This window comes from Amycolatopsis heterodermiae, assembly GCF_034929455.1.
Taxonomy (GTDB): domain Bacteria; phylum Actinomycetota; class Actinomycetes; order Mycobacteriales; family Pseudonocardiaceae; genus Amycolatopsis; species Amycolatopsis heterodermiae.
The window spans coordinates 159,246-184,583 of record NZ_JAYFSI010000004.1 but is presented as its reverse complement, the minus strand read 5'-3'; the positions used below and the strand labels follow the sequence as shown (position 1 = coordinate 184,583).

Sequence of the window (25,338 nt, the reverse complement as noted above, 5' to 3'; positions counted from 1 at the left end):
CGTGACCCAGCGGGTGCTGCTGCTCGCGGACGTCGTGCTGCTGCTGACCCTGCTCCGGGTGGCGACCCGGCTCGAATCAGCCTTCGACGGCAGCCGCGAATTCGGGCGCGTAGCCGTACAGGCCGGGCATCCCGCCGGTGTGCAGGAACACCACGTGGTCGTCCGGGGCGAAGTGCCCCGCCCACTCGATCAGCGCGGCGGCCACCTTGCCGCTGTAGACCGGGTCGAGCACGACGCCTTCCGTGCGCCCGAACAGCTTTAGCGCGTCCCAGACCGCGTCGGTCGGGATGCCGTAGCCGGGGCCGAGCGTGGAGTCGCCCAGCCGGACGTGGTCGAGCGACGGCGGTTCGACGCCGAGCAGCTTCGCCGCGCCGGCGGTGAGTTCGCGCAGGTTCTCCGTGGCCTCGGCGAGCGGGTGGCTGACGCAGGCGACGCCGACCCCGAGGCCCCCGAGCAGCCCGGTGGCCAGCGCCACCCCGGCCGCCGTGCCGCCGCTGGCGTGCGGGACGACGAGGTGGGCACGGTCGATGCCGCGGTCGGCGAGCTGGGTCGCGAGCTCGTAGGTGGCGCGGACGTAGCCGAGCACGCCCAGCTCGTTGGACCCGCCGACCGGGACCGTGGCGACCTTCCGGCCTTCCGCGGCGGCTTCGGCGACGAGCCGGTCGTACGTCCGGCCGGTCTCCTCGCCGTCGGCGCAGACGTGGACCGTCGCGCCGAAGAGCCGGTCGAGCGGGATGTTGCCGGAGTGCTCGTACGCGTCGCCGTCGCGCGGGACCTTCGCGGTGAGGACGAGCTCGCAGCGCAGGCCGAGCTTCGCGCAGGCCGCGGCGGTCTGGCGGCCGTGGTTGGTCTGCAGGGCGCCGAAGGTGATGACGGTGTCCGCGCCGGCTTCGAGGGCGGCGCCGAGGTGGTACTCCAGCTTGCGGAGCTTGTTGCCGCCCGCGCCGAGCGGGTGGACGTCGTCGCGCTTGAGCAGGAGGTTCGGCAGGCCGAGCGCCTCCCCGAGGCGGGGTGCTTCGTGCAGCGGAGTCGGCCAGCCGCCCAGGTCGACGCGGGGAACGGCGTCCAGCGCGGCGGTGGGGAACCCGTCGAAGTTCATGCCTCCACGATAGGGGCCGCGCACCGGAAGCGGAGGGCCGTGAACGTCCCGACGTCGCGTGCGTCGATCTTCTCGAGGGTGACGCCTTCCAGGTCCGGGTCGTCGAACAGCCACAGCCCGGCGCCCAGCAGCACCGGCGCCACGTCGACGTGCAGCTCGTCGGCGAGCCCGGCCCGCACTGCCTGCCGGACGACGCTCGCGCCGATCACCTTGACGGCCTTCGCCCCGGCGGCCGCCTTCGCCTGGGCGACCGCCGACGCGATCCCGTCCGTGACGAACGTGAAGGTCAGGTTCTGGTCCTGCTTCGGCGGCACCGGCGGCGGCGTATGGGTGACCACGAAGATCGGGACCTGGAACTCGTAGTTGCCGACGTACCAGTCCGGGTCCTCGGACATGGCGAACGTCCGGCGGCCCAGGACGACCGCGCCGGTCTCCCGGATCAGCTCGTCCATGAACGCGCCGCGGGACGCGACCGGGTCGGACAGCCGCGCCGTGCGGCCCTCCCGATCGGCGACGAAACCGTCCAGCGACATGGTCATGCCCGCGTGCACCGTGGCCATCGTTGCTCCTCCTGGGTTGTTTCCCGGGTAGACGTCCCGAGCCGCGAAAACTCATCGGGAGTTTCAGAAACCGTCGGTTTCCGGTAACGTTCGTTCGAACGAACGAGAACTTCCGGGGGCTGCCATGACCGCGACACCGAAGACCGGGCTCGACTTCACCGGGCTCGCCGCGCAGGCCGGGCAGCTCGCCGCGGGCGGCGTCACCTCGGCCGAGCTCACCGCCGCCGCGCTCGGGCGGGCGCACGCGAGCCAGGCCACGCTCAACGCCTTCCGGTACCTCCGCGACGACGACGCCCGGGCGGACGCCGCCGACGCCGACCGGCGGCTCGCGGCCGGCGAACGCGGGCCGCTGCTCGGGGTGCCCGTCGCGATCAAGGACGACGTCGACCTCACCGGCCTGCCCACCGCGTTCGGCTGCCCCGGCGAGTTCCCGGCCGCCACGCGGGACGCACCCGCCGTCGCCCTGCTGCGCGAGGCCGGGGCCGTGATCATCGGCAAGACGAACACGCCCGAACTGGGCCAATGGCCGTTCACCGAAGGGCCGGCCTTCGGGACCACACGCAACCCGTGGGACCTCGGGCACACGCCCGGCGGTTCCTCGGGCGGGAGCGCGGCCGCGGTGGCGTCGGGGGTCATCGCGGCCGCGCTCGGCTCGGACGGCGCCGGCTCGGTGCGCATCCCGGCCGCGTGGACCGGGCTCGTCGGCGTCAAGACCCAGCGCGGCCGCATCCCCACCGACGGCGAGCTGTTCCACGGGCTGACCGTGCTCGGCCCGCTCGCCCGCACCGTCGAGGACGCCGCGCTGCTGCTGGACGCGACCGCGGGCACCGGCCGGACGTTCCAGGCCGCCGCCACCCGCGAGCCGGGGAAGCTGCGCATCGGGTTGTCGACGCGGATCCCGTTCACCGCCACCAAGACCCGGCTCGACCCGGTCGTCGAGTCGTCCGTGCGCCGCCTCGCCGAGTCGCTCGCCGGGCTGGGCCACGAGATCGTCGAGGTCGAGCCGGACTACGGGCTGATCGGCCTGACGTTCCTGCCGCGCTCGCTCACCGGCGTCCGCGACTGGACGCTGCGGGTGCCCGACCGGGCCGGGCTCGACCCGCGCACCCGCAGCAACGCCAGCCAGGGCCGGCTGCTGGCCGGGCCCGCGCTGCGGCTGGCCCGCGCGCTCGAGCCGGGGCTGCACCGCCGGATCGGCTCGGTGTTCGGCCGCGTCGACGTCCTGCTGACCCCGACGACCGCGACCCCGCCGCCGCCGATCGGCACGTTCGACGGCCTGTCCGGCTGGGAGACCGACCAGGCCATGATCGCCGCCTGCCCGTACGCTTGGCCGTGGAACGTGCTGGGCTGGCCGGGGGTCAACGTCCCGGCCGGGCTCACCGCCGGCGGGCTCCCGCTCGGGGCCCAGCTGCTCGGCCCGTCACACGCCGAGGAGCGGCTGATTTCGCTTGCCGCGCAACTGGAAGAGGTCGAACGGTGGCCGGAGCGGCATCCCGAGACAAGCTGGTAAGCACCCGGGACGCCATCCTGCGCGGCGCGCTGACCGTCGTCGGCGAGCACGGCGTCGGCGGCCTCACGAACCGCCGGATCGTGGCCGCCGCCGGGGTTTCGCTCGGCACGCTCACCTACCACTTCCCCAGCCAGACGGCGTTGCTGCGTGAGGCGATGCTGCTGTTCGTCGAAGAGGAGACGGCCAAGCTCGGCGCGATCGTCGACGGCTACCGCTCGGACGGCCTCAGCCTCGAGCAGGCGGCGTCGATCGTCGAGCACGTGATCGCGCAGCTGCCGTTCGGCGCCGACGAGCTCGGCGCGCACGAGCTGTACCTCCAGTCCGCGCGTGACCCGGAGCTGCACGAAGCGTCTTCACGCTGCTTCGCGGCGTACGACGAACTCGCGGTGACGATCCTCGAAGCGCTGGGCGTGCCGGATCCACGGCGGCTGGCCGGCCCGGTCGTCGCGCTGATCGCCGGGCTGCAGCTGCGGCGGCTGGCCACCGGCGACACCGCGACCCCGGTCGCCGAGCCGCTGATGATGCTGATCCGCGGGGCCTGATGGCTCCGCCGATCGTCCGGGGCACGGCGGCGTGGAAGTACTTCGGCGACTTCCGCGACGGGCTGCTGGCCGGGCAGGTCCTGGTGCTGCAGGTGGCGCACCCGGTCGTCGCGGCGGGGGTGCGCGACCACTCGAACTACACCTCGGATCCCTGGACGCGCCTGATGCGCACGGGCGCGTCGCTGTCGATCTACGTCTACGGGGGTACGGCGGGCGCTCGCGTCGAAGCCGAGCGGCTGCGCTCGTTGCACCGCACCTTCACCGGCGTCTCCGGTGGCCGCCGCTACAGCGCGTTGAACCCGGCGGCGTACGCTTGGGTGCACGCGACCCTGGTCAAGGTTCCCGTTGACGCACAACGCTTCTTCGGCCGTCCACTGTCCACTTCGGAACTGAATGAGTACTACGCGCAGATGCGGGACGTCGGCCGAATGCTGGGCGTGCGCGAGCAGGACCTGCCGCCGGACTGGACGGCGTTCGAGCGCTACTACGACACGATGGTCGCGGACTTCGAGCCGAACCCGACCATTGCGACGCTCTTCGAGACCATCCAAACCGTGCGCAAACCGGTCCGATGGCTACCGGACTCGTGGTGGCGGCTGCACGCCCGGGTCCAGATGTTCCTGCTCCGGGCCACGCTGCCCCCGGAGTTCCGCGCCCGCCTGGGTCTACAGTGGACACCCGACGACCAGCGCCGCTTCACGCGTTTTGCCCACTGGGTACGGCTCGCGAGCACGCCGATCCCAGCCGGGCTCCGGACGGCGCACATGCGCTGGATCGGCAAGCTGAACGTCTGGTTCCGCGCCCACCCCCGCGCCTACCGCCTCCTGATCCGCCACGACAACGGCCCCGGCGCCCGCCCCCAGACGCATCTTTCCTAGCGAAAGTCACGCTCGCGGTCCCGGTGGAGCTTTCACTGAGAAAGATGCGTCTGGGGGCGTAGGCGGGCGTAGTGGGCCCGGGCCTTGGCGCGGTTGCCGCAGCGGGACATCGAGCACCACTGGCGGTTGCGGCGGGGGGAGGCGTCGGAAAAGCGCAGGCCGCAGTCGTCGGCGGCGCAGATGCGGATCGAGGCGCCGCTGGTCGCGAGGTCGATGGCGTCCGCGGCCAGGGCCGCCAGCGCCGCCGCCGCCGGGTCCGGCGGCGCCGGGACTTCGCGACGCAGCCCACCGTCGCCGAACGCCAGCCGCGGGGGCAGGGCCGGGGCCGCGGCGGCCGTGGTGTTCACCAGGTCGACGTCCCGCCACTTGGGCAGTTCGGTGAGCAGGACGCGGTCCACGGCCTCGCGCAACGCCTTCGCGGCCAGGACGTTCCCCGCCGTGACCGGGCCCGCCGTGAAGCCGGCCAGGCCGAGCCACTCCGCCAGCGCGTCCGGGCCGGTCAGCAGCTCGACCCCCTCGGCGTGCCGGGCGCGGCGCGTGTTGACCAGGTCGAGACACGGGCGGCCACCGTCGAAGACCCATTCCATCCCGTCATTCTAACCCTTGAATGCGGTTAGAACCTCGCGTACCTTCTAACCCTATGAACAGGTTAGAGAGCATGGCGACGGTGAACGACCTGCGGATGCACTACCTGCGCGCCGGCGACGGCCCGCCGCTGTTCCTGCTGCACGGCTGGCCGCAGACGTCGCACTGCTGGCACGAGGTCCTCGAACCGCTGGCCGAGACGCACACCGTGATCGCGCCCGACCTGCGCGGGTACGGCCGCACCGACAAACCACGTCAGGGGTACGACAAGCGCACCATGGCCGCCGACGTCGCCGCGCTGGCCGAGCATCTGGGATTCGGGAAGGTCGCCGTCGCCGGACACGACCGCGGTGGCCGCGTCGCGCACCGCTGGGCGCTGGACCGCCCGGACCAGGTCGAACGCCTCGCTGTGCTCGACATCGCACCGACCCGCGCGATGTGGCAGCGGCTCGACACCGGCGTCGCGAAGGCCTACTGGCACTGGCTCTTCCACCTCCAGCCCGACCTGCCGGAACTCCTGGCCGGCCAGAACATCGCCGCCTACCTCGGTTACTTCTACGAACGCTGGACCTACCAGCGCCACAGCCTCGACCCGGACGCCGTCGCCGAGTACGTCCGCGCGTTCTCGCAGCCCGGCGCGCTGCGAGCCGGTTTCGACGACTACCGCGCGTCCTTCCCGGACGACGCCGAGCTCGACGACGCCGATTTCGCCGCCGGCAAGCGGATCACCCAGCCGCTGCTCGCGCTGTGGGGCGCGAACGGCCTGCTCGGCACCCTGCCGACGCTGGACATCTGGCGGGAGTACGCGAACGAGGTCACCGGCGTGGCACTGGCCGAATGCGGACACTTCCTGCCGGAGGAGCAGCCCGGCGAAGTCGTCTCCCACCTGCGGAAATTCTTCAACCCCTGAGATCCCCGGGGGTGACTGTCCCCCGGGCTGGGGACCGGAGTTCCCTCGCCGCCGTGACGCCCGCCACCCCCCGGCGTCGCTAGGTTCGGACCACGATGGGGACCACACCGAAAGCCACTTTGCTGCTCCTGCTGGCCTTGCTGGGGATCACGCTCGGCACGGGGACCGCGCATGCCGACGGCGCACCGACCGGCACCGACGTCCAGGTGGCGCAGACGCTCGGCGCGCGCGAGCTGACCGTGATCATCCGGCGGGTCGACACGACACCGTCGCCACTGCGGGTCGACGTCGTCACGCACCAGGGCACCGCGCCCGGGACGCTGCACCTGACCGCCGCGGCCGACGGGGTCGTGACGTCGCGGGGTGACGTCGTCCTCGGGGCCGCGCCCGGCATGTACCCGGGAACGCTGCAGGTCGACAAACCCGGGCCGTGGCTGCTTTCGCTCAGCGACGGGACCGGGCCGGCCGCGACGATCCCGTTCCTGGTGCCCGCGCGGGTCGTCCCGCCGTGGGAGAAGGCGACCTACGGCGGGTTCGTGGCGGCGGGCGTGTTCCTGCTGCTCGCGCTGGTCGTCGGGATCCGGGCGCGGCGGACGGCGTTCGCGCTGATCCCGGCGGGTGGCCTGGTCGCCGCCCTCGCCGTCGCGGTCACCGGAGCGCTGCTGTCGGCGAGCACGCCTCCGCCGCCCGCGCCCGGCAGCCAGCTCGACCCGACGTTCGACAACGTCACCGACCCGTACGCGAACGCGCAGCTGTCCACAGTGGACTACTCGCGGCCGCCGGTGAACCTCGCCGTGCACACCGAACCCGGCGGCCTGCGGCTGGCGCTCACCGACGGCGCCACCGGCCTGCCGGTCGACGACCTGCTGATCCACGACAACGCGCTCGTGCACCTGGTGCTCGTGTCGCCGTCCGGGCGGCTGAGCCACCTGCACCCGGTGCGCGTCGGCCCCGGCGACTACCGCGTCCGCGTGGCCGATCCGGAGACGGGCACCTACGCCGTGGCCGCGGAGCTCGTCCGGCGCGGCGGCGGGGTCCAGCTCGCCCGGTCCACAGTGGACTTGACCGGCACCGCCGCGCCCGCGCCCGAACCACCGGGCGCCGGCCCGCGGACGGTCGACGGCGTCCCCGTCGACCTCAGCATCTCCCCCGGTACGCCGACCACCGTCACCGCGCACTTCCCGGCCGGTGACCTGCAACCGTGGCTGGGCATGCTCGGCCACCTCATCGTCGCCGGGCCGATCACCGGGCCGGATGTCGGCGCGTCCGCCGCGAAGGCCCCGGCGTGGGCGCACGTCCACGCCATGATCCCGCCGGTCGCGGGCCAGGTCGACCGCCCCGACGAGACCGTCGCCGCGTACGGCCCGGACGTCGGCTTCACCTACACCTTCACCGCGCCCGGCCGGTACCGGATCTGGCTGCAGGCCGAACGCGGCTACCACGTGCTCACCGTTCCCGCCGTGGTCGACGTCCCGACGACAGGAGCCGGCCGATGAAACGCCCGACGTTGCTGATCACCGTGGTCGTGCTGGTCGTCGCGGCCGGGGCCGCCTGGCTGCTCTGGGGCGGCAGTGGCGCGAAACCCACTACGCAGCAAGCGACTTCCGGCCCGTACACCGTGCAGTTCTCCGCGGACCAGCCGCGCATCGGCGGCAACACGTTCGCGGTCGCCGTCACCGGACCGGCGCCCGACGCCGTCACCGTCGCGCCCGTGATGGCGCAGATGGGGCACGCGCTGGCGCCGGTCCCCGCCGGGCCGGACGGGCCCGGCCACTTCCGCGCCGCGGACGTCGGGCTGCCGATGTCCGGGCAGTGGGAGATCACCGTCTCGCTGCGCGGCCCCGGCGGGCCCGCGCAGGTCGTCTTTCCGGTACTGGTCAAGTAGAAAGGTCGGGGGAAATGGATCTCACCGCATCCGGCGTCCATGTGACGTCGGTGGCGAAACAGGCGCGAACGGGGTTGCTGCCGGCGAACGTCGTGCTCGGCGGTTCGCTGCTGTCACTGGTCGGGCTGACCTGGGACATCCAGTGGCACAGCGACGTCGGGCCGGACACGTTCTTCACGCTGCCGCACCTGTTCCTGTACGCGGGCAGTGCGGTCGTCGGCCTGGCGAGCCTCGCCGTCGTGCTGCTGACGACGGCGGCGCGGCGCGCGGGCCGCCCGGTCGACCCGCGGATCGGCGGGCGCGTGGTCAACGTGTTCGGCAGGACCTTCGCCGCGCCGATCGGCTACCTGGTCTCGGGCGTCGGCGCCGCGACGTTCCTGCTTTACGGCCTGTGGGACCAGTGGTGGCACGGGCTTTACGGCTTCGACGCGGTCATCGACTCACCGCCGCACATCGGCCTACTGCTGTCGATCACGATCTCGCTGATCGGCACGACGGCCGTGTTCGCCGCGGCCCGGGAGTACCGCTGGGGCCGGATCGGTGTGCTGGCGTCGCTCACCGTGCTGCTCACCTTCGGCCCGGTGCTGGCCCTCGGCCTGCAGCAGGTGCCGGACGACTACGCCGACGCCGTCTCGATCGGCTGCTCGATGATGGCGGTGCTGCTGGTCGCGGTCGGCGCCGGGTTCTTCCGCCGCCCGGGCGGCGCGCTCGGCACCGCGGCGATGGTCGCGGCCGTGCAGGCGGTCTTCTGGTGGTTCTCGCCGTGGGCGGCGCAGGCCTACGCCGACCTCGTCGGCCTGCCGATGCGGGACGCGATCTCCGGGGTGCCGGAGATGCCCGCGCTGACGCCGATGGCGTTGCTGCCGGTGGCCGCGCTGATGGAGCTGGGCTACCTCTTCGGCCGTCGCCGCGGCTGGCGCCCGGGCCGCGTTTCGGTGGCCGTGGGCGGGTTCGCCGGGCTGCTGATCGGGCTGAGCCTGCCCCTTCAGCGAGCCATGCTCTACACCGGCGCGCACGTGCCGCCGGTCTGGTACCTGACGACGACCGCCGTGCTCAGCGCGGCGTTGGGGCTGCTCGGCGGGTTCGCCGGGTGGCGGTTCGGCGGGATGCTCTGCCTGCTGGCGCCCGCGAAGAAGGGGGAAACCGCTGATGCGTAAGGCACTTCTGGCCCTGGCCGCCGTGGCCGGGCTGCTGTTCGCCACCGAGGCACCGGCGAACGCGTACGAGCCCGTCAACATCGTGCACACCGAGCACGTGCAGGCCGGGCCGTACGCGATGACCATCGGGTTCAGCACCTGGCCGCTGCGCGCGGAGCAGTCGCTGGACTTCACCTTCATCCCCGACGGCGGGATCGAGAACAAGTCCGGCACGCTCACGATGATCAACCCGGAAGGCGGGAAGAACCGGGTCCAGCCGCTGGTCCGGCACCCGCGCAAGCGCGAGGTCTGGGGCCTGGACGTCCGCTCGATGCCGCGGCCGGGCGAATGGACGTTCCACTTCGTGGTGAACGGGCCGGCCGGGTCCGGCACCGGCGACCTGCGTGCGCTGCCGGTGCTCGAACAGCCGGGGCCGCCGATGGGACTGAGCTGGGCGATCAGCACGCTCCCGTTGATCGGGCTCGTGGTGATCGTCGTGCTGGCGTGGCGTCGCACCCGGGGCCGGCTGCGGGGTGGGGAGCTCCCGGCAATCGGGTGAGATGTCTGTCACATACGGCAGTCACGCGTATCCACGCTGTCGCGAAGGCCTCCTTCACCGTAGAGGGAAGGGGGCCTTCGCGATTTTCTTACACGGTCGGGTGATGATGATCACCCGCGCAGGGGACACGTCAGGCGGGCAGATCGAACTGCCCGGCCTTCACGGCCACCAGGAACGCTTCCCACTCGGCGGTGTCGAACACGAAGACGGGGCTGGTCGCGAGCTTGGTGTCGCGGACGCCGATCAGGCCTTCCCGACCCAGGTTGACCTCGACGCAGCTGCCACCGTTGGGCTCGCTGGCGAACGACTTCTCCCACGCGGCCGCTTCGAACAGGGACACGGCCGTGCTCGGATCGTAATCCGCGAACGACGGATAATCCGCCATGGGTCGTACCTCCGTGGATCGATGGGGGGCGCGGCCGTGACCTGGTCGAAGGTACCCGCTCCCGGCTACTCAGTGTCTCAATGGAGCAGAGTGCAGGGCCAAGCGGGTGATCAACTAGCTCCGGCCTCGACATGAAGATTATTCCAGGAGTAGGATTAATCGCATCGGCCGGGGGCGGCGCTGTCGGTGAACGACAACCCGCATGCGGCGGGCGGCACGATCGCCGCGCCGGCCGCGCACAGCACACCATCCACCATCGCAGAACCTCATGGGGGAGGACCAGCGTGATTACCGAAGACAGTGCGCCACCCGGCGTCGTCGTCGTGGGCAGGCTCGCCAGGGGAACCGCCGGTGAGGCCCGCCGGGTGGTCCACGTCTTCGGCGTGGAGGCCACCGCGGCCACGAGCGAGCTGGTCCGTACCAAGTGCGGGGAAGCGCTTTCCCGAACCGATGTCGAATGGCTGACCCCCGGGGTCGGCATGCCTTGTGAACCCTGTCTCGGACTGACCACCGGCGAACCCGCCCGGTCACCGCGACGAGAGCTGGGGGTGTAGACGATGGCCGTCCGCTTGAACTCGCTCTTCCGCCGTGAGGAAGAGCACCGCGGCCGCCTCGGAATCGGGGACGAGCTGCGGAACCGCTTCGGTTTCAGCCTGATCCAGGCACCGCTGCGCAAGACCACCACCTGGGCCACGGACCTCGACGTCCCGGCCCGCCACTCCGACGGCGTCCGCACGACGCGGCCGCTGGAGACCGCGATCGACCTGACCCCGCTGCTGCGCGGCCACGTCGGCTCGCGCGCCTGACTGCGTTCCACCACCACGTAGGAGCCCCGGTTCACGACGAACCGGGGCTCTCGCCGTTGCGGGGCTACGATTTCCGCAGCAGGAGCGCGCCGCGGCGGAACCGCTCGTTCTCCCCGGGCACGCGGTAGACACGGCCCAGCTCGGTGAGACCCGCGTCCCGCGCCAGTGCGGCCAGCTCGTCCAGCGGCCACCGGTAGGCCGGCGTCACCGCGTGGTCGAACACCGTCAGCGGCTCGCCGTCGGATTCGAAGCAGCCCAACAGAACGTGACCACCCGAGGCCAACGTCCGGGTGAATTCGGCGAAGTACCCCGGCACCTCTTCCGGCGGGGTGTGGATCATCGAGTACCAGGACAGGATCCCGCCGAGCGAGGCGTCCGGGATGTCCAGCGCCGCCATCGAACCGACCTCGAAGCGCAGCCCCGGCTGGTTCGCGCGCGCGATCTCGATCATCGCCGGGGACAGGTCGACCCCGAACGCGTCGAGACCCGCGTCGCGCAGGTGCGCCGTGAGGTACCCGGGCCCGCAGCCGAGGTCGGCCACCGGCCCGGCACCGCGGACGTGGTCGACGAACGCGGCCAGGGCGGCGTTGTCCATCGGCGAAGCGTCCCAGACGTCGCGCGCGAACTCGGCGTACCGGACGGCCATCGCGTCGTACGCGGCGGCCGTCACGCTCACGGCTTGCGGCCGAGACCGCAGATGTGGCCGCTGAACGCCGGGTCGTTCGCGAGCTTCTTCGTGGCCCGGGACTCGATCTCCTCCGGGTGCCACTCCGGCAGGTAGACGATGCCCGGCTCCACGAGCTCCAAGCCGTCGAAGAACGACGAGAACTCCGCCTTGCTGCGCAGGTACAGCGGGGTGCTGGACTTGTTGTACTGCTCCACGATCGACGCCCGGCTGTCCGAGTCGGCCAGCGCGTCGAGGCCCTCGGTGGTCAGGTGCGAGGACAGGAAGTACGAGCCCGACGGCAGCAGCGACAGGTACTTCTGGATGGTCTCGGCCACCGGCTCGTCCTTGCCGAGGAAGTACAGGACGCCGACGATGATCAGGCCGATCGGCCGGTTCGGGTCCAGGACGCCGGTGTCGAGCGCGCGCTTCCAGATGTCGGCCGGGTCGCGCAGGTCACCCTGCAGCACCGCGTGCCGGTCGGCGACTCCCTCCTGCTCGAGCAGGATCTGGGAGTGCGCCACGGCGACCGGCTCGTTGTCGACGTACACGCACCGCGCGTTCGGGTTCACCTCGGCCGCGACCTCGTGCACGTTGCCGACCGTCGGGACGCCGGAGCCGAGGTCGAGGAACTGGTCGATCCCGTTGCGCGCCAGGTACCGCACGCCGCGGCCGAGGAAGTCCCGGCCGACGCGGGCGACCGTCTTGATCATCGGGAAGGTCTTGACCGCCTGCTCGCCGAACTGGCGGTCGATGGCCCAGTTGGCGTCGCCGCCCAGGAACCAGTCGTAGATGCGGGCCGCGTTCGGCCGCTCCAGGTCGACGCCCTCAGGGGCCTCGGGATCCTGCGTCGTCATGCGTTCCGTCCTCCAGGCTTGCGGCCGACACCACCGACCACGCTCGCAAGGGGGACCGTGGCGGCGCCGGGGTCAGGGCGCCACTCTCCCACAGGCACGATTCCCGGCTCGACCACGTCGAAGGTACCGAAGAACGCGGCGATCTCGTCGAGCGACCGGGAAACCGCGGGCGAGCTCGACCGCTCGGACAGCTTGACCAGACGCCGGATCTGCTCCAGCTCCGCCCCGGTGACCCCCGACTCGGTCGCGTGCGACAGCACGTAGGCCGACCCTGGCGCGAGCAGCGTCCGGTAGTCGCGGATCGCCTCGCGCACGCCGGTGACGTCGGGCAGGAAGTGCAGCACGGCCACGCTGAGCAGGCAGATCGGCTCGTCCGGGTCGAGCACGCCGGTGGCCAGCGCGGCGTCCCAGACCTCCTCCGCGTCCCGCAGGTCGGCGTGCAGGACGGCGTGGCGCGCGGGGTCGCCGGCCTCCTCCAGCAGCATCCGCCCGTGCGCGACGGCGACCGGCTCGTTGTCGACGTAGACGCAGCGGCCGTCGTCGATGTGGTCGTCGGCCACCTCGTGGACGTTGCCCGCGGTCGGGATGCCGGAGCCGAGGTCGAGGAACTGCCGGATGCCCTGGGAAAGGCAGTAGCGCACGGCGCGGCCGAGGAAGGCGCGGTTGCCGCGGGCCAGGGCGCGAGCCAGCGGGAATGCCTGCACCGCCTGCTCGCCGAACTGCCGGTCGACCGCCCAGTTCGCCGTGCCGCCGAGGGCCCAGTCGTAGATCCTCGCCACGTTCGGCCGGTCGAGATCGACGGCGTCGGGGAGGAAGTCGGGGTCCACGATGTCCCCTTCGGGCGCAGCTTCCGGTGGTGGGTCGGGGCGCAACAGCAGCACTCTACCGAAAGTTGTTCACCACTTGGACGCCTCGCGCCGCCGTTCGCCCTATTGGATCTGCTGCATCTGGGCGCGGTAACCCTCCGCGAGCTCCTTGAGGAACTGCCGGGTCTCCTGACGCTCCAGCGCGGCCCCGCGCAGCCTGTCCCAGGAGTCGACGAAGATGTTGAAGTCCTTGACGTCGTCGAGGTACAGCCCGCCCGCGGAGTGCTCGATGTAGACGAAGTCCCGGGTGCGGTCCGGGAAGCGCATGATCGTGAAGTCGTTGGGCACCGCGGCCAGCCGCGCGCCGAAGGGCAGCACGTGGACGTAGACCCGCGCGTGCCGCTCGAGCGAGAGCAGGTGCTCGACCTGGTCCAGCATCACCGCGGGCGCGGACCCGCCGGGCGCCCGGCGAAGGGCGCCTTCGCTGATGATGAACCGGTAGTACGGCGGCTGCTGCTGCTCGAACACGGCCTTGCGGTCGAGCCGGTTGCGCACCAGCGACGTCACGTCCGTGGCGCCGAACTCGGTGAACTGCTTGAGCATGTAGTGCTCGGACTGCAGCGGGCCCGGGATGCGCTCGCCGTGCCAGGTGAGGATCTCCGCGGCGGCCGGCTCCAGGTCCGTGAAGGTGCGGAACCAGTGCGGCACCACGGAGCGGTAGCCGGACCAGTGGCCGCGCTGCCCGGCGGCCGCGCGCGCCAGGTTCATCAGCGTGTCGGCCTCTTCGCCGTTGATCCCGAACGCGTTCAGCATCGATCGCACATCCCCGAGCTTGACCCCGACGGCACCGGACTCGATCTTGTTGACCTTGCCCTGGGTGCAGCCGAGAACCTCGGCGACCTGCTGCTGTGTCATCCGCGCCGCGGTGCGGGCGTGCCGGAGCTCGTTTCCGAGCTGCTTCCGGCGCGAGGTGACGGTGCTGGCCATCGCCCTGCTCTCCCGGACCACTACCAAGCGACGGCGGCCTCCCGGTCGCCGTCGCGCGCGAACTATCGAACCCACCCAGGCTAGTGCTTGACCTTGCGGAACTCGATGATGACATCGCGCAGCGTTCCAGGAAATGTCGCGGAATGCCAGTCACCTTGGTCTTCACTCGCCTGGACCAGCGGATTCGTGATGGTTCGGCCAACCGGCGGGCACCGGTCCGGGGCATAGTGGTGCCCGTGACCGATCGCTCCCCCTCCGCCGCCGCCGTCACCCGGCTGGCCGACCAGGTCCACGGGTACGTCCAGCCGGACGGCTCGTGGTACATCAACAACTGCGGTTTCGTCGACGCCGGTGATCACACCGTGCTCGTCGACACGTGCTCGACCGAGCGGCGGACGCGGGCCCTGCTCGCCGCCGTCGAGGGCACCACCGGCCGGCCGGTGACCACGCTGGTGAACACCCACCACCACGGCGACCACACCAACGGCAACTACCTGGTCGAGGGCGCCACGATCATCGGGCACCGCAAGACCCGCGAGCTGATGGTCGCCGAGGGCATCCAGACGTTCGAGGGCATCTTCACCGGCAGCGACTGGGGCGAGCTGCGCTCGCGCCCGCCCGAGGTCGTCTTCGACGACCGCCTGACCGTGCACGCGGGCGATGTCACGATCGAGCTGATCCACCCCGGCCACGCGGCCCACACGACCAACGACGTGCTGGTCTGGCTGCCCGAGCAGCGCGTCCTCTACGCCGGTGACCTGGTGTTCAACGGCGGCAGCCCGTTCGCGCTGATGGGCTCGGTGGCCGGCTGGCGGAAGGCCTTGGACGTCGTCCGCGAGCTGGACCCGGCGGTCATCCTGCCGGGCCACGGCCCGGCGTGCGGACTGGACGTCGTCGACCGGGTGGACGCCTACCTGGCCTTCGTCCAGAAGACGGCCGAACGCGGCAAGGCGGCCGGGCTGGCCCCGCTGGAGCTGGCCAAGGACACCGACCTCGGTGACTTCGCGGACCTGACCGAACAGGAGCGGCTGCCGGGGAACCTGCACCGGGCGTACGCCGAGCTGGACGGCGCCGAGTGGGGCGCGCAGATCGACCTGCTCGCGGCCGTGACGGACATGGTCGCCTTCAACGGCGAGCCGATCCGCTGCTTCTCCTGAACTGAGTGAGCTGCTCCTCCGTGGCCTCCCATGAGGCGTCGATCGGACTAGTGTCTGAATCGAGCGAGACTTCGAGAGGATTCGGATGAGCAAGAAGGCGAGCATCGGGGTCACCGGCCTGGCGGTCATGGGCCGCAACCTGGCCCGGAACCTGGCGCGGCACGGGCACACGGTGGCCCTGCACAACCGGTCCGAGGAGCGGACCCGCACGCTGGTGGACCAGTTCGGCGACGAGGGCGACTTCATCCCGGCGTACTCCGCGCAGGAGTTCGTCGACGCGCTCGAGCGGCCCCGGCAGGTCGTGATCATGGTCAAGGCGGGCGCCCCGACGGACGCCGTCATCGAAGAGTTCGCGCCGCTGCTGGAAGACGGCGACGTGATCATCGACGCCGGCAACGCCCACTTCGCCGACACCCGCCGCCGGGAGAAGGCCCTGCGCGAGCGCGGGCTGCACTTCGTCGGCAGCGGCGTCTCCGGCGGCGAGGAAGGCGCGCTGCACGGGCCGAGCATCATGCCCGGCGGCTCGAAGGAGTCCTACGAGTCCCTCGGCCCGCTGTTCGAGGACATCTCGGCCAAGGTCGACGGCGAGCCGTGCTGCACGCACATCGGTGCCGACGGCGCCGGCCACTTCGTCAAGATGGTGCACAACGGCATCGAGTACGCCGACATGCAGCTCATCGCGGAGTCGTTCGACCTGCTGCGCGGCGCGGGTGGCTACTCCCCCGCCGAGATCGCCGACGTGTTCCGGACCTGGAACACCGGGCGGCTCGACTCCTACCTGATCGAGATCACCGCCGAGGTGCTGGCGCACGTCGACAAGGCGTCCGGCAAGCCGTTCGTCGACGTCGTCGCGGACGCCGCCGAGCAGAAGGGCACCGGCCGCTGGACCGTGCAGATCGGCCTCGACCTGGGTGTCCCGATCTCGGGCATCGCCGAGGCCGTCTTCGCGCGTTCGCTGTCCGGCTCGACGTCGCTGCGCTCGGCGGCTCGCGGGCTGGGCGGCCCGACCCGGTCGCCGCTGACGGGCTCGTCGCTGGAGCGCTTCGCCGACGACGTCGAGCAGGCGCTGTACGCGTCGAAGGTCGTCGCGTACGCGCAGGGCTTCAACCAGATCCAGGCCGGCGCCACCGAGTACGGCTGGGACATCGACCTCGGCAAGGTCGCCTCGATCTGGCGCGGCGGCTGCATCATCCGCGCGAAGTTCCTCAACGACATCACCGCGGCCTACGCCGACGAGCCGGGCCTGCCGACCCTGCTCACCTCGGGCGGCTTCCGCAAGGCCGTCGAGGACGCGCAGGACTCGTGGCGTTCGGTGATCTCGACCGCCGTCCAGCTGGGCATCCCGACGCCGGGCTTCTCGACGGCGCTGGCGTACTACGACGGCCTGCGCGCCGACCGCCTCCCGGCGGCCCTGGTGCAGGGCCAGCGCGACTTCTTCGGAGCGCACACGTACCGCCGCGTCGACCGCGACGGCTCGTTCCACACGGCCTGGGCCGAGGACGCCCGCCCGGAGTCCGACGCCTGACGTCCAAGGCCGTGAAGGCCACCTTGAGGGACTCAGAGTCCCTCGAGGTGGCCTTCACGGCATTTCGGGGTGCCTGAGCGGGAAGACCCCCTGGTCCATCCCGGTCAGAGCAGCGTCACCCAGGCCAGCGCGAGCAGCACGGCCAGCAAGAGGAGCCTCACTGGCCCCGCGCGGCGAGGATCTCCGTCAGGACCGCGACGATCTTCGCCTCGGCCTTGTCCTTCTTGATCCCCAGGCCGTCGAGCACCTGGAAGCCGACGCCTTCCCCCTGCTCCAGCAGAGCCAGCAGGATGTGCTCGGTGCCGATGTAGTTGTGCCCCAGCCGCAGCCCCTCGCGCAGGGTCAGCTCCAGGGCCTTCTTCCCCCCGGCGCTGAACGGCATCGGGCTGGGCACCTCGCCGGCCGGCTCGGGCAGCTGGGCTTCGGCCGTCTCCTGGACGGTCTCCAGCGTGACGCCCTGGGCGAGGATCGCGCCCGCCGCGAGCGCCGCGGGTTCGGTGAGCAGGCCGAGGACCAGGTGGACGGTGTCGATCTCGGGACTGACGTGGTCGATGGCCGCCTTCTGCGCGGCGACGATCACGTGCCGCGCGCGGTCGGTGTAGCGGCCGTAGACGCGCTCGATCGCCCCGGACGGGTCACCGCCGGGATCGACCTTCGGCACGAACCGCTTCTGCGCCGCCTGCTTGGTGACGCCCATGCTCTTGCCGATCTCGGTCCACGAGGCCCCGGACCGGCGCGCCTGGTCGACGAAGTGGCCGATCAGGTGGTCCGCGACTTCGCCGAGGTGCTCACCCACGTAGACGGCGTCGGTCAGCTGGGCGAGGGCGTCCTGGTCGTTGTTGCTCTTGATGGCGTTGATGAGGTCGTCGAGCTTGACGTTGAGTGGAAGGTCCATGCCGTCAACTGTAGGTTGACGATCCTGCATCGTCAACCGCGAGTTGACGCTGCTTTCATGTGGGCCTTCAGGTCGAACTCGCTCGCCTCGAGGTCCGCGTACCGCGGGTGCGGGTCGGCGGTGAACAGGCGCCGCGCGGCGATGTGGTCGGCCGGGCGGTTCACCGACTCGACCGCGATGAGGACGTCGTCGCGGAACGACAGCACCGAGAACTTCCCCGCCTCGCGGTCGCCCGCGACGACCGTCCGGTCGGCGTCGGCCAGGATCCCGGCGATCTGCAGCTTCGCGCCCGACTGGTCGGTCCAGAACCACGGCAGGCTCGCGTACGGCTCTTCGGTGCCGGTCAGCGCCGCGGCCACGCACCGGGCCTGGTCGACGGCGTTCTGCACCGACTCCAGCCGGGTCGCCGCGCCCGCCTGCACGCACGGGAAGTTCGCGCAGTCACCGATGGCGAAGATCCGCGGGTCGGACGTCCGCAGGTGCTCGTCGACGACCACGCCGTTCGCGACGTCGAGGCCGGCGGCCTCGGCCAGCGCCGTCTCCGGCACGACGCCGACGGCGATCACGACGAGGTCGGCGGGCAGGCGGGAGCCGTCGGACAGCTCGACCTCGCGCACCTGGGAGTCGCCGTGCAGCGCGGAAACGCCCTGTCCGAGCAGTACGGTGTGCCCGGCCTCGCGGTGCAGTTCGGCGAAGTACTCCGAGATCTCGGGTGACGCGACGCGGTTGAGCAGCCGGTCCTGCGCCTCGACGACCGTCACTGGACGGCCGGCGTGCGAGGCGAACTCGAGCCCGATGAAGCCGCCGCCGACCACGACGACGTTCCGCGCCTCGGAAAGGGACGCGCGGAGCTGGTCGGCGTCGCCGAGGGTGCGCAGGGTCAGCACGCCCGGCAGGTCCGCGCCCGGCACCGGCAGCGCCCGGTTGCGCGCGCCGGTGGCCACGACGAGGTGGTCGTAAGCCAGCTCCTGGTCGTCCTCGAGGTGGATGCGGTGCGCGGCCCGGTCGATCGACTTGACGCGCGCGTCGACGAGTTCGATGTCCTTCTCGGCGAAGAAGTCCTCGCCGCGCAGGTGCAGCTGTTCGAGCCCGGCGGTCCCGGCGAGGTAGGCCTTCGACAGCGGCGGCCGCTGGTACGGCACCCCGGGCTCGTCCCCGACCAGCACGACCCGGCCGTCGAAACCCCGGTCGCGCAACGAAGCCGCGGCCTGGAACCCGCTCTGCCCGGCTCCGACGACCAGCACCGTGCTCACACCCTGCTCACCCATGACTTCATCTGAGCACAACCCGCTCGGCGCGTCGAGGAGTGGATCAGTGGGGTTCGCCGCTCGTCTTGAGCGCCCGCGGCGCGCCCAGCACGCGCGAGATCCCGCGCGCGGCCGCCCGCACCGCCGGGACCAGCGTCCGCGGGTCGGTGCCCTCCGCCGGGACGACGACCGAGATCGCCGCCGCCACTTCGTCGTCCGAGCCGTACACCGGGGCCGCCACCGAGAGGGCGATCAGCTCGATCTGGCCGTCGCTGATCGCGTACCCGTTGCGCCGGACGTCCGCCAGCACGCGCCGCAGCTCGCCTTCCGAGCTGATCGTCTTGGGCGTGAACACCTTCAGCGGGCCCTCGACGACCTCCGCTTGGACGTCGGCCGGGGCGTGCGCGAGCAGCACCTGGCCGACCCCGGTGGCGTGCGCCGGCAACCGGCCGCCGACCCGGGTCAGGACGTTGACCGCACCCCGCCCGGAGATGCGCTCGACGTAGACGACCTCCGGCCCGTCGAGCACCGCGAGCTGCACGTTCTGGTGCGTGGCCTCGTAAAGGTCCTCGAGGAACGGCATCGCGCTCTCGCGCAGTTCGGCCCCGTGCGGCGCGAGCGAAGCGACCTCCCACAGCCAAAGCCCGACGCGGAACGCGCCGGCTTCGTCGCGGACGAGCGCGCCACGCCGGGTCAGCTCCCCGGCCAGCCGGTGCGTGGTCGACAACGGCAGGTCGACGCGCCGGCTCAGCTCGGACAACGTCAGCCGAGGCCGCTCGGCGGAAAACGCCCCGAGCAGGTCGAGCACCCGATCGACGACCGACGGCGGCCGCTGCGCGCTGTGTCGCATGGGGATCAGTCTTCGCATCGGCGGGAAGCGCCGCAACCCGCGGGCAGAGCCATTGCGGCTCACGCGAATCGGGCCTCGATGGGAGCCGCCCCGGGGCCACACCCGGGGCGGCACACGCGTCAGAGGTCGTCGTCCGGCAGCAGCGGGCGCATGAACGTCCGCCGGAACCGGATCACGCAGCCGCTCTCGTCGCGGATCTTGTCGGCCTCGATGAAGTCCGGGTCGACGCCGAACAGCGTCCGGTAGCGCTCGTACGCCGCGAGGCTCTCGAAGCTGAACAACGCCCTGGCCTCGTCGCTCGCCCCCTCCGCCGGGAGGAAGTAGCCGTGGTGGACGCCGCCTTCCCGCTGCACCAACCGCATCCACGCGGCGGCGAACCGTTCGAAGTCGGGCAGTTTCGCGGGGTCGATGACGTAGTCGACGACGCAGGTGATCATCAGTGGCCGCCCCAGACGCGGTCGGCCGTCTTCACGATCAGCTCCAGCTTCCGCAGCTGGTCGTCCACCGTGAGGTCGTTGCCCTCCTCCGTCGAGGAGAACCCGCACTGCCCCGACAGGCACAGCCGGTCGATGTCGACGTACTGCGACGCCTCCTCGATCCGCCGAACCAGGACGTCCGGGTCCTCCAGCTCGGGCCGCTTGGTCGTGACCAGGCCGAGCACGACCTTCTTGTCCTTGGGCACGAACCGAAGCGGCTCGAAACCGCCGGAGCGTTCGTCGTCGTACTCCAGGAAGAACCCGTCGACGGCCAGCTCGCCGAACACCGCCTCCGCGACGAACTCGTAACTGCCCTCGGCGGCCCACGACGACCGGAAGTTCCCACGGCACAGGTGGGTCGTCACGGTCAGCCCCTCCGGACGGCCCGCCAGCGCGGCGTTGATCGTCGCGATGTTGCGCAGGTGCTGGGTGTCCGGGTCGCCGCCCATCCGCGCGACGAGCTCCCGCTGCGCCGGGTCGTTCAGGTACGCGAGGCTCGTGTCGTCGAGCTGCAGGTAGCGGCAGCCGAGGCCGGCCATCGCGGTGACCTGCGCCTTGTACGCGGCACTGAGGTCGTCGAAGAACTCTTCCAGCTCCGGGTAGACGGTCTCGCTGACCGCCGCCCGGCCGCCGCGGTAGTAGACCATGCTCGGCGACGGGATGGTCAGCTTCGGCGTCACGCCGGGGTCCACATGGGACTGCAGGAACCGGAAGTGGTCGGCGAAGATCGGCTCCTCGAGCCGCACCTTGCCGTCGACCTGCAGGCCCGGCGGGCTGAACTCGAGATCGCCAGCCAGGTTGTGGAACTTGACGTGCAGCCGTTCGTCGCTCTTGGAGACGCCGCCGAGCGCGTAGATGAAGTCCATGTGCCACGAGGCGCGCCGGAACTCGCCGTCGGTGGCCGAGCTCAGCCCGGCCGCCCGCTGCATCTTGATCACGTCACGGATCGCGTCGTCCTCGACCGCGCGGAGCTGCTCCGCGCCGATCTCACCGCTTTCGTGCCGCCGTCGCGCGTCGCGCAGCACCGGGGGCCGCAGGAGGCTCCCGACGTGATCGGCGCGAAACGGCGGGCCCACCTGGGAAATTCCGCCCGATGTCATGCACCGATGGTCACACATCACGGCCCGATCCGCCGCACCCCGGAAACACGATCATGACCCCGCAGACTTGCTACCGTCATCCGAAGCGCGTTGGCTGGCGCCGGAAAAGGGGGCTGTTGATGACGAAACCCGAGGTCCACCCGGTCGACCAGGGCCTGCCCGCCGGCCGCTTGGCGCTGCTCGGCCTGCAGCACATGTCGATCATGTACGCCGGTGCGGTCGCGGTGCCGTTGATCGTCGGCAGCGCGCTCAAGCTCGATCCGGCGACGATCGGGCTGCTCGTGAACGCCGACCTGCTGGTCGCCGGCATCGCCACGCTGATCCAGTCGATCGGCATCGGGAAGCTGCTGGGCATCCGGCTGCCGGTGGTGGCGGGCGCGACGTTCAGCGTCGTCAACCCGATGATCCTCATCGCCTCGCAGTACGGCCTGCCCGCGGTCTACGGCGCGATGCTGGCCTCCGGCGTTTTCGGGCTGCTCATCGCCAGACCCTTTGCGCGACTGATCCGCTTCTTCCCGCCGCTGGTCACCGGCACGCTGCTGCTCGTCATCGGCGTCTCGCTGCTCGGCCCGGGCGCGGGACTGATCGCGGGCAACGACCCGACCGCGCCGGACTACGCGGCCCTGTCGCACATCCTGCTCGCGTTCGGCGTGCTCGCGCTGCTCGTGCTGTTCACGCGCGTGCTGCGCGGCTTCGCCAACCAGATCGGGCCGCTGCTGGCCCTGGCGATCGGCCTGGTCGTCGCGATCCCGCTGGGACTGGTGCACTGGGACGGTCTGGGCGCGGCCGCCTGGTTCGGCCTGGCGTCGCCGTTCCACTTCGGCGCGCCGACGTTCCCGGTCGCCGCGGTCCTGTCGATGTGCGTGGTCATGCTCGTGACGTTCACCGAGTCGACGGCCGACATGATCGCCGTCGGCGAGATCACCGGGCGGCCGCCGACCGACTCCGACCTGGCCCGCGGCCTGGCCACCGACGGCTTCTCGGCCGTGCTCGGCGGCGTGATGAACTCCTTCCCCGACACGGCTTTCGCGCAGAACGTCGGGCTGGTGCGGATGACCGGCGTGCGCAGCCGCTGGGTGGTCGCGGTGACCGGCGGGATCCTGGTGCTGATGGGCCTGGTGCCGAAGATCGGCGCGTTCATCGCGGCGATCCCGCAGCCGGTGGTCGGCGGGGTCGCGGTGGTGATGTTCGCGATGGTCGCCGCGGTCGGCGCGCAGAACCTGCGCACGGTGGAGTTTTCGGGCAACCACAACACTTTCGTCGTGGCGGTGGCGCTCGGCGTCGGCCTGCTGCCGGCGTTCGCGCCGAAGATCTTCCAGCACTTCCCCGCCTGGCTGCAGACGATCGGCGGCAGCTCGATCACGGTGACGGCGATCCTGGCCTTCGTGCTGAACCTGCTGTTCAACCACCTCGGCCGTCGCGAAGAACCGGATCTGCTCAAAGAGCCCTGAGCAACCGTTCGACGAGTTCGCCCCCGACGCCCGGTTCGACCGGGAGCCGGAACAGCACGCGCAGGTAGAGCGGGGCCAGGACGAAGTCGAGCACGTCCTGGACCGCAGGCACGGCCTCGCCGCGCGCCGCGGCCGCGTCGATCGTCTGCTGCAGGTCGTCGCCGCGGGCCCGGAGGTATTCGACCGGTTCGCGTTCCGGGGCCATGGTCGCGACGAGCGCGCGCAGCAGGATCTGGCCGTGCCGGTCGCGCATCGCGTGTTCGACGCCGTTCGCCCAGGCGGTCAGGTCCCCGCGCAGGGAACCGGTGTCCGGGATCGGCGACGTCTCGCGCAGCCGCGTCACGGCGGCGTCGAGGAGCAGGTTGTCGAGGGTGCCCCAGCGGCGGTAGATGCTGGTCGGGTTCACGCCCGCCCGTTCGGCGATCTTCGGGACGGTGGCGTCGGTCTCGCCCGCGGCGAGCAGCTCGACGACGGCGTCGTGCACCGCGTCGCGGACGCGGGCGCTGCGGCCACCGGGTCGGGTCATGCGAAGACCCTAAAGCAAACGCCCTTGCTTTAGCGAGTCACGCCTGCGTACCCTTAAGGCAAATCAAATTGCCTTAAGGAGCTGGACCATGGCCCGCAAGATGACCCGCGAAGAGCGTGAGGCGTTCCTGGCCGAGCCGCGTGTCGGCGTGCTGAGCGTTGCCGCCGAACCCGGACGCGCGCCGCTGACCACGCCGATCTGGTACCGCTACGAGCCGGGCGGGGACGTCATGGTGATGACGTCGCCGGGGTCGCGCAAGACGCGGCTGATCGAGGAGGCCGGCCGGTTCGCGCTGTGCGTGCAGGAGCAGGACGGCGTCTACAAGTACGTCTCGGTCGAAGGCCCGGTCGTGAAGACGTGGGCGATGACCAAGGCGGAACGGCACGAGGTCGCGGCCCGCTACCTGCCGCCGGGCATCAGCGAGGCCTACACGGACGCGACCGACGGGACGCACGGGAACAACATCGCCATCGTGATGCGGCCCGAGCGGTGGAACACGTCCGACTTCAGCGACGTCGGCCGGCAGCTCGCCTGATCAGCCCAGGCAGATCAGCAGCCAGATGGTGCAGGTCTGGCGCGGGGTCGGCGTGGTGGACGGCGCCTGGTTCGAGGGCGGGGCGATCGCGCCGGTCGTCTGCGGGCTCGAACTCGAGGCCGTCGTGCTGGTCGGCGTGACCGACGTCGAGGACTCGGTGCTGCTCGGCGTGTCCGACGTGCGGCCCGGCACCTCGGTGACGGTGCCTTCGTGCCCGCCACCGGGGACGACGACGTCGCCGCCGGTTCCCCCGCCGATCCCGCCGTCGGGCGGGGAGTCCGTCGCCTGGTCGGCGCCGCCGAGGCCGGTGGTGCGCTGCGGCATCGGGACGACCTTGATCTGGTCGACCGGGGCGGCGTCCTGGCGCACCTGGCCGCTGCTGAACGCGACCAGCACCGCGGCGGCCCCGCAGCCGATGACGACCGCGAGCATCACGGCGACCACCCGCCACCGCGACTGCACCGGACGATCGCCCCAGCCCTCGCGCACGAGCAGCTCGGCGACCGATACCTCGTCGTTCACGGCGGTATTTTTACCGCACAAAGCACCCGAACGGGTGAGGTAGGGGCAAAAATTCGTTACGTGCTGTGCAATCTGACAGTCAGTGACTATCCACAGGGGTTTCACAGCTGGCTTTGGTGATACTCCCAGAATGAGCGGCGAAGCTGAGACCATGCTGCTGAAAGCCGAACCGAGGGTGCTCGACCTCGCGGGTCCGGCGCGGCGAAATTGGCGGCAGTTCGTCCGGTTCCTCCCGAATCCGAAGAGAACCCCGTTCACCTTCGGCTATCTCGTCCTATTGCTCGGCACCACGTTGCTGCTCCGGTTCGCCGACGAGTCGCTGACCGACCGCCTCCTCCGGCTGTCGAGCACCGACGCCCACAACCTGTGGCGGCGGCCGCTGACCTCGCTGCTGACCAGCGCGCTCTGGCTGGCGGACGAAGGCTGGCTCGTCTACGTCGTGATCTTCGCGATCGCCGTCGCGCCGCTGGAACGCCGGTTCGGCGCCCGCCGCGCGGTGATGGTGTTCTTCTCCGGCCACGTGCTCGCGACGCTCGTCACCGAACTGCCCGTGATGGGCCTGATCAGCGCGCACGTCCTGCCGAACTCGGCCGGGCACTGGCTCGACATCGGGGTCAGCTACGGCTTCTTCACCACGGCCGGCGCGCTGGTGTTCCTGTGCCGCGGCCGGGCGCGGCTCCTCGCGTTGGCCGCGATGGAGGCGTTCATCGCGGTGATCTACGTCAGCGACGACCCCACGACCCTCGACTCGGTCGTCACGCTGCTCGGCCACGCGGCCGCCGCGCACTTCGGCCTGCTGTTCTGGGGGCCGCGGCTGCGCCGCGCATCCGCAGGCCGGACGCTGATTCCGGCGGGTATGCAGGGACCGGAGTCGGTGGTGTAATC

The 25,338-nt window shown here is 71.3% G+C and carries 30 protein-coding genes; 15 read left to right on the top strand and 15 right to left on the bottom strand.

The window, feature by feature from the left end:
• Nucleotides 1-76: 76 nt before the first annotated feature.
• Together VA596_RS19815 and VA596_RS19810 are read right to left on the bottom strand one after the other, a co-directional pair.
• On the bottom strand, nucleotides 77-1,099 hold the full coding sequence (locus VA596_RS19815; protein WP_323329254.1) for a D-cysteine desulfhydrase family protein: 1,023 nt from the start codon (nucleotides 1,097-1,099) through the stop codon (nucleotides 77-79).
• Entirely contained in the window at nucleotides 1,096-1,659 is a 564-nt protein-coding gene (locus VA596_RS19810; protein WP_323329252.1) for a dihydrofolate reductase family protein, read from the bottom strand. Before VA596_RS19810 ends, VA596_RS19815 begins: the two co-directional genes overlap by 4 nt.
• Before the next feature lie 124 nt (nucleotides 1,660-1,783).
• On the opposite strand from VA596_RS19810, the gene VA596_RS19805 reads away from it, so the two are divergent.
• Genes VA596_RS19805 through VA596_RS19795 form a run of 3 tightly spaced genes read left to right on the top strand, consistent with a single transcriptional unit; the run spans nucleotide 1,784 to nucleotide 4,589 of the window.
• Nucleotides 1,784-3,169, top strand: coding sequence for an amidase (locus tag VA596_RS19805; RefSeq protein WP_323329250.1), 1,386 nt, complete (start codon nucleotides 1,784-1,786; stop codon nucleotides 3,167-3,169).
• A complete protein-coding gene (locus VA596_RS19800; protein WP_323329248.1) occupies nucleotides 3,136-3,711 on the top strand; it encodes a TetR/AcrR family transcriptional regulator in 576 nt (191 codons plus the stop codon). The genes VA596_RS19805 and VA596_RS19800 overlap by 34 nt, the downstream gene beginning before the upstream one ends.
• The gene (locus VA596_RS19795) at nucleotides 3,711-4,589 is read left to right on the top strand and encodes an oxygenase MpaB family protein (RefSeq protein WP_323329247.1); all 879 of its coding nucleotides are present in this window, start codon (nucleotides 3,711-3,713) and stop codon (nucleotides 4,587-4,589) included. The genes VA596_RS19800 and VA596_RS19795 overlap by 1 nt, the downstream gene beginning before the upstream one ends.
• A 32-nt stretch (nucleotides 4,590-4,621) precedes the next feature.
• Here VA596_RS19795 and VA596_RS19790 read toward each other — a convergent pair whose 3' ends face one another.
• Nucleotides 4,622-5,176: a CGNR zinc finger domain-containing protein gene (locus tag VA596_RS19790; RefSeq protein ID WP_323329245.1), complete on the bottom strand. Its 555-nt coding sequence runs from the start codon at nucleotides 5,174-5,176 to the stop codon at nucleotides 4,622-4,624.
• Nucleotides 5,177-5,247: 71 nt separating this feature from the next.
• On the opposite strand from VA596_RS19790, the gene VA596_RS19785 reads away from it, so the two are divergent.
• The 5 genes from VA596_RS19785 to VA596_RS19765 all read left to right on the top strand — a co-directional run bounded on the left by VA596_RS19785 (nucleotide 5,248) and on the right by VA596_RS19765 (nucleotide 9,664).
• Nucleotides 5,248-6,084, top strand: coding sequence for an alpha/beta fold hydrolase (locus tag VA596_RS19785; protein WP_410171904.1), 837 nt, complete (start codon nucleotides 5,248-5,250; stop codon nucleotides 6,082-6,084).
• A gap of 95 nt (nucleotides 6,085-6,179) precedes the next feature.
• On the top strand, nucleotides 6,180-7,580 hold the full coding sequence (locus VA596_RS19780; protein ID WP_323329241.1) for a hypothetical protein: 1,401 nt from the start codon (nucleotides 6,180-6,182) through the stop codon (nucleotides 7,578-7,580).
• Nucleotides 7,577-7,969, top strand: coding sequence for a FixH family protein (locus tag VA596_RS19775; RefSeq protein ID WP_323329239.1), 393 nt, complete (start codon nucleotides 7,577-7,579; stop codon nucleotides 7,967-7,969). Before VA596_RS19780 ends, VA596_RS19775 begins: the two co-directional genes overlap by 4 nt.
• A gap of 14 nt (nucleotides 7,970-7,983) precedes the next feature.
• Complete coding sequence (locus tag VA596_RS19770) at nucleotides 7,984-9,126, top strand: hypothetical protein (protein ID WP_323329237.1); 1,143 nt, start codon at nucleotides 7,984-7,986, stop codon at nucleotides 9,124-9,126.
• The gene (locus VA596_RS19765; RefSeq protein WP_323329236.1) at nucleotides 9,119-9,664 is read left to right on the top strand and encodes a hypothetical protein; all 546 of its coding nucleotides are present in this window, start codon (nucleotides 9,119-9,121) and stop codon (nucleotides 9,662-9,664) included. The genes VA596_RS19770 and VA596_RS19765 overlap by 8 nt, the downstream gene beginning before the upstream one ends.
• A 130-nt stretch (nucleotides 9,665-9,794) precedes the next feature.
• On the opposite strand, the gene VA596_RS19760 is transcribed toward VA596_RS19765, so the two are convergent.
• The gene (locus VA596_RS19760; RefSeq protein WP_323329234.1) at nucleotides 9,795-10,049 is read right to left on the bottom strand and encodes a DUF397 domain-containing protein; all 255 of its coding nucleotides are present in this window, start codon (nucleotides 10,047-10,049) and stop codon (nucleotides 9,795-9,797) included.
• Between the two features lie 284 nt (nucleotides 10,050-10,333).
• Here VA596_RS19760 and VA596_RS19755 point away from each other — a divergent pair, with 284 nt between their 5' ends.
• On the top strand, nucleotides 10,334-10,603 hold the full coding sequence (locus VA596_RS19755) for a hypothetical protein (protein WP_323329232.1): 270 nt from the start codon (nucleotides 10,334-10,336) through the stop codon (nucleotides 10,601-10,603).
• A gap of 3 nt (nucleotides 10,604-10,606) precedes the next feature.
• On the top strand, nucleotides 10,607-10,855 hold the full coding sequence (locus VA596_RS19750; RefSeq protein WP_323329230.1) for a hypothetical protein: 249 nt from the start codon (nucleotides 10,607-10,609) through the stop codon (nucleotides 10,853-10,855).
• Nucleotides 10,856-10,919: 64 nt separating this feature from the next.
• Here VA596_RS19750 and VA596_RS19745 read toward each other — a convergent pair whose 3' ends face one another.
• The 4 genes from VA596_RS19745 to VA596_RS19730 form a co-directional block, all read right to left on the bottom strand.
• On the bottom strand, nucleotides 10,920-11,525 hold the full coding sequence (locus tag VA596_RS19745) for a class I SAM-dependent DNA methyltransferase (protein ID WP_323329228.1): 606 nt from the start codon (nucleotides 11,523-11,525) through the stop codon (nucleotides 10,920-10,922).
• 2 nt (nucleotides 11,526-11,527) lie between these two features.
• The gene (locus VA596_RS19740) at nucleotides 11,528-12,376 is read right to left on the bottom strand and encodes an SAM-dependent methyltransferase (protein ID WP_410171903.1); all 849 of its coding nucleotides are present in this window, start codon (nucleotides 12,374-12,376) and stop codon (nucleotides 11,528-11,530) included.
• Complete coding sequence (locus tag VA596_RS19735) at nucleotides 12,373-13,203, bottom strand: SAM-dependent methyltransferase (RefSeq protein WP_410171902.1); 831 nt, start codon at nucleotides 13,201-13,203, stop codon at nucleotides 12,373-12,375. Before VA596_RS19735 ends, VA596_RS19740 begins: the two co-directional genes overlap by 4 nt.
• Nucleotides 13,204-13,305: 102 nt before the next feature.
• Nucleotides 13,306-14,169, bottom strand: a complete 864-nt coding sequence (locus VA596_RS19730) for a helix-turn-helix domain-containing protein (RefSeq protein ID WP_323329226.1) — start codon at nucleotides 14,167-14,169, stop codon at nucleotides 13,306-13,308.
• Between the two features lie 236 nt (nucleotides 14,170-14,405).
• On the opposite strand from VA596_RS19730, the gene VA596_RS19725 reads away from it, so the two are divergent.
• Nucleotides 14,406-15,326, top strand: a complete 921-nt coding sequence (locus VA596_RS19725; protein WP_323329224.1) for an MBL fold metallo-hydrolase — start codon at nucleotides 14,406-14,408, stop codon at nucleotides 15,324-15,326.
• Nucleotides 15,327-15,411: 85 nt separating this feature from the next.
• Complete coding sequence (gene gndA / locus VA596_RS19720; RefSeq protein WP_323329222.1) at nucleotides 15,412-16,851, top strand: NADP-dependent phosphogluconate dehydrogenase; 1,440 nt, start codon at nucleotides 15,412-15,414, stop codon at nucleotides 16,849-16,851.
• 157 nt (nucleotides 16,852-17,008) lie between these two features.
• Here gndA and VA596_RS19715 read toward each other — a convergent pair whose 3' ends face one another.
• The 5 genes from VA596_RS19715 to VA596_RS19695 form a co-directional block, all read right to left on the bottom strand.
• On the bottom strand, nucleotides 17,009-17,746 hold the full coding sequence (locus VA596_RS19715) for a Clp protease N-terminal domain-containing protein (RefSeq protein WP_323329221.1): 738 nt from the start codon (nucleotides 17,744-17,746) through the stop codon (nucleotides 17,009-17,011).
• Nucleotides 17,747-17,778: 32 nt separating this feature from the next.
• The gene (locus VA596_RS19710; RefSeq protein WP_323329727.1) at nucleotides 17,779-18,999 is read right to left on the bottom strand and encodes an NAD(P)/FAD-dependent oxidoreductase; all 1,221 of its coding nucleotides are present in this window, start codon (nucleotides 18,997-18,999) and stop codon (nucleotides 17,779-17,781) included.
• A 58-nt stretch (nucleotides 19,000-19,057) separates the two neighbouring features.
• Entirely contained in the window at nucleotides 19,058-19,843 is a 786-nt protein-coding gene (locus VA596_RS19705; RefSeq protein WP_323329219.1) for an IclR family transcriptional regulator, read from the bottom strand.
• Between the two features lie 119 nt (nucleotides 19,844-19,962).
• Nucleotides 19,963-20,280, bottom strand: coding sequence for an NIPSNAP family protein (locus VA596_RS19700; RefSeq protein ID WP_323329218.1), 318 nt, complete (start codon nucleotides 20,278-20,280; stop codon nucleotides 19,963-19,965).
• The gene (locus VA596_RS19695; RefSeq protein WP_323329216.1) at nucleotides 20,280-21,419 is read right to left on the bottom strand and encodes a 5-methyltetrahydropteroyltriglutamate--homocysteine S-methyltransferase; all 1,140 of its coding nucleotides are present in this window, start codon (nucleotides 21,417-21,419) and stop codon (nucleotides 20,280-20,282) included. The genes VA596_RS19700 and VA596_RS19695 overlap by 1 nt, the downstream gene beginning before the upstream one ends.
• A gap of 119 nt (nucleotides 21,420-21,538) precedes the next feature.
• On the opposite strand from VA596_RS19695, the gene VA596_RS19690 reads away from it, so the two are divergent.
• Complete coding sequence (locus VA596_RS19690; RefSeq protein ID WP_323329214.1) at nucleotides 21,539-22,870, top strand: nucleobase:cation symporter-2 family protein; 1,332 nt, start codon at nucleotides 21,539-21,541, stop codon at nucleotides 22,868-22,870.
• Here the strand turns inward: VA596_RS19690 and VA596_RS19685 are convergent.
• Nucleotides 22,857-23,396: a TetR/AcrR family transcriptional regulator gene (locus VA596_RS19685; protein WP_323329212.1), complete on the bottom strand. Its 540-nt coding sequence runs from the start codon at nucleotides 23,394-23,396 to the stop codon at nucleotides 22,857-22,859. The genes VA596_RS19690 and VA596_RS19685 overlap by 14 nt on opposite strands.
• 88 nt (nucleotides 23,397-23,484) lie before the next feature.
• Here VA596_RS19685 and VA596_RS19680 point away from each other — a divergent pair, with 88 nt between their 5' ends.
• Nucleotides 23,485-23,931: a pyridoxamine 5'-phosphate oxidase family protein gene (locus tag VA596_RS19680; protein ID WP_323329210.1), complete on the top strand. Its 447-nt coding sequence runs from the start codon at nucleotides 23,485-23,487 to the stop codon at nucleotides 23,929-23,931.
• On the opposite strand, the gene VA596_RS19675 is transcribed toward VA596_RS19680, so the two are convergent.
• Nucleotides 23,932-24,453 carry a hypothetical protein gene (locus VA596_RS19675; protein ID WP_323329208.1) on the bottom strand — a complete coding sequence of 174 codons (522 nt, stop codon included), beginning with the start codon at nucleotides 24,451-24,453 and terminating at the stop codon, nucleotides 23,932-23,934. It lies immediately after the preceding gene.
• A 130-nt stretch (nucleotides 24,454-24,583) separates the two neighbouring features.
• Here VA596_RS19675 and VA596_RS19670 point away from each other — a divergent pair, with 130 nt between their 5' ends.
• Nucleotides 24,584-25,336: a rhomboid-like protein gene (locus VA596_RS19670; protein WP_323329206.1), complete on the top strand. Its 753-nt coding sequence runs from the start codon at nucleotides 24,584-24,586 to the stop codon at nucleotides 25,334-25,336.
• Nucleotides 25,337-25,338: the final 2 nt, after the last annotated feature.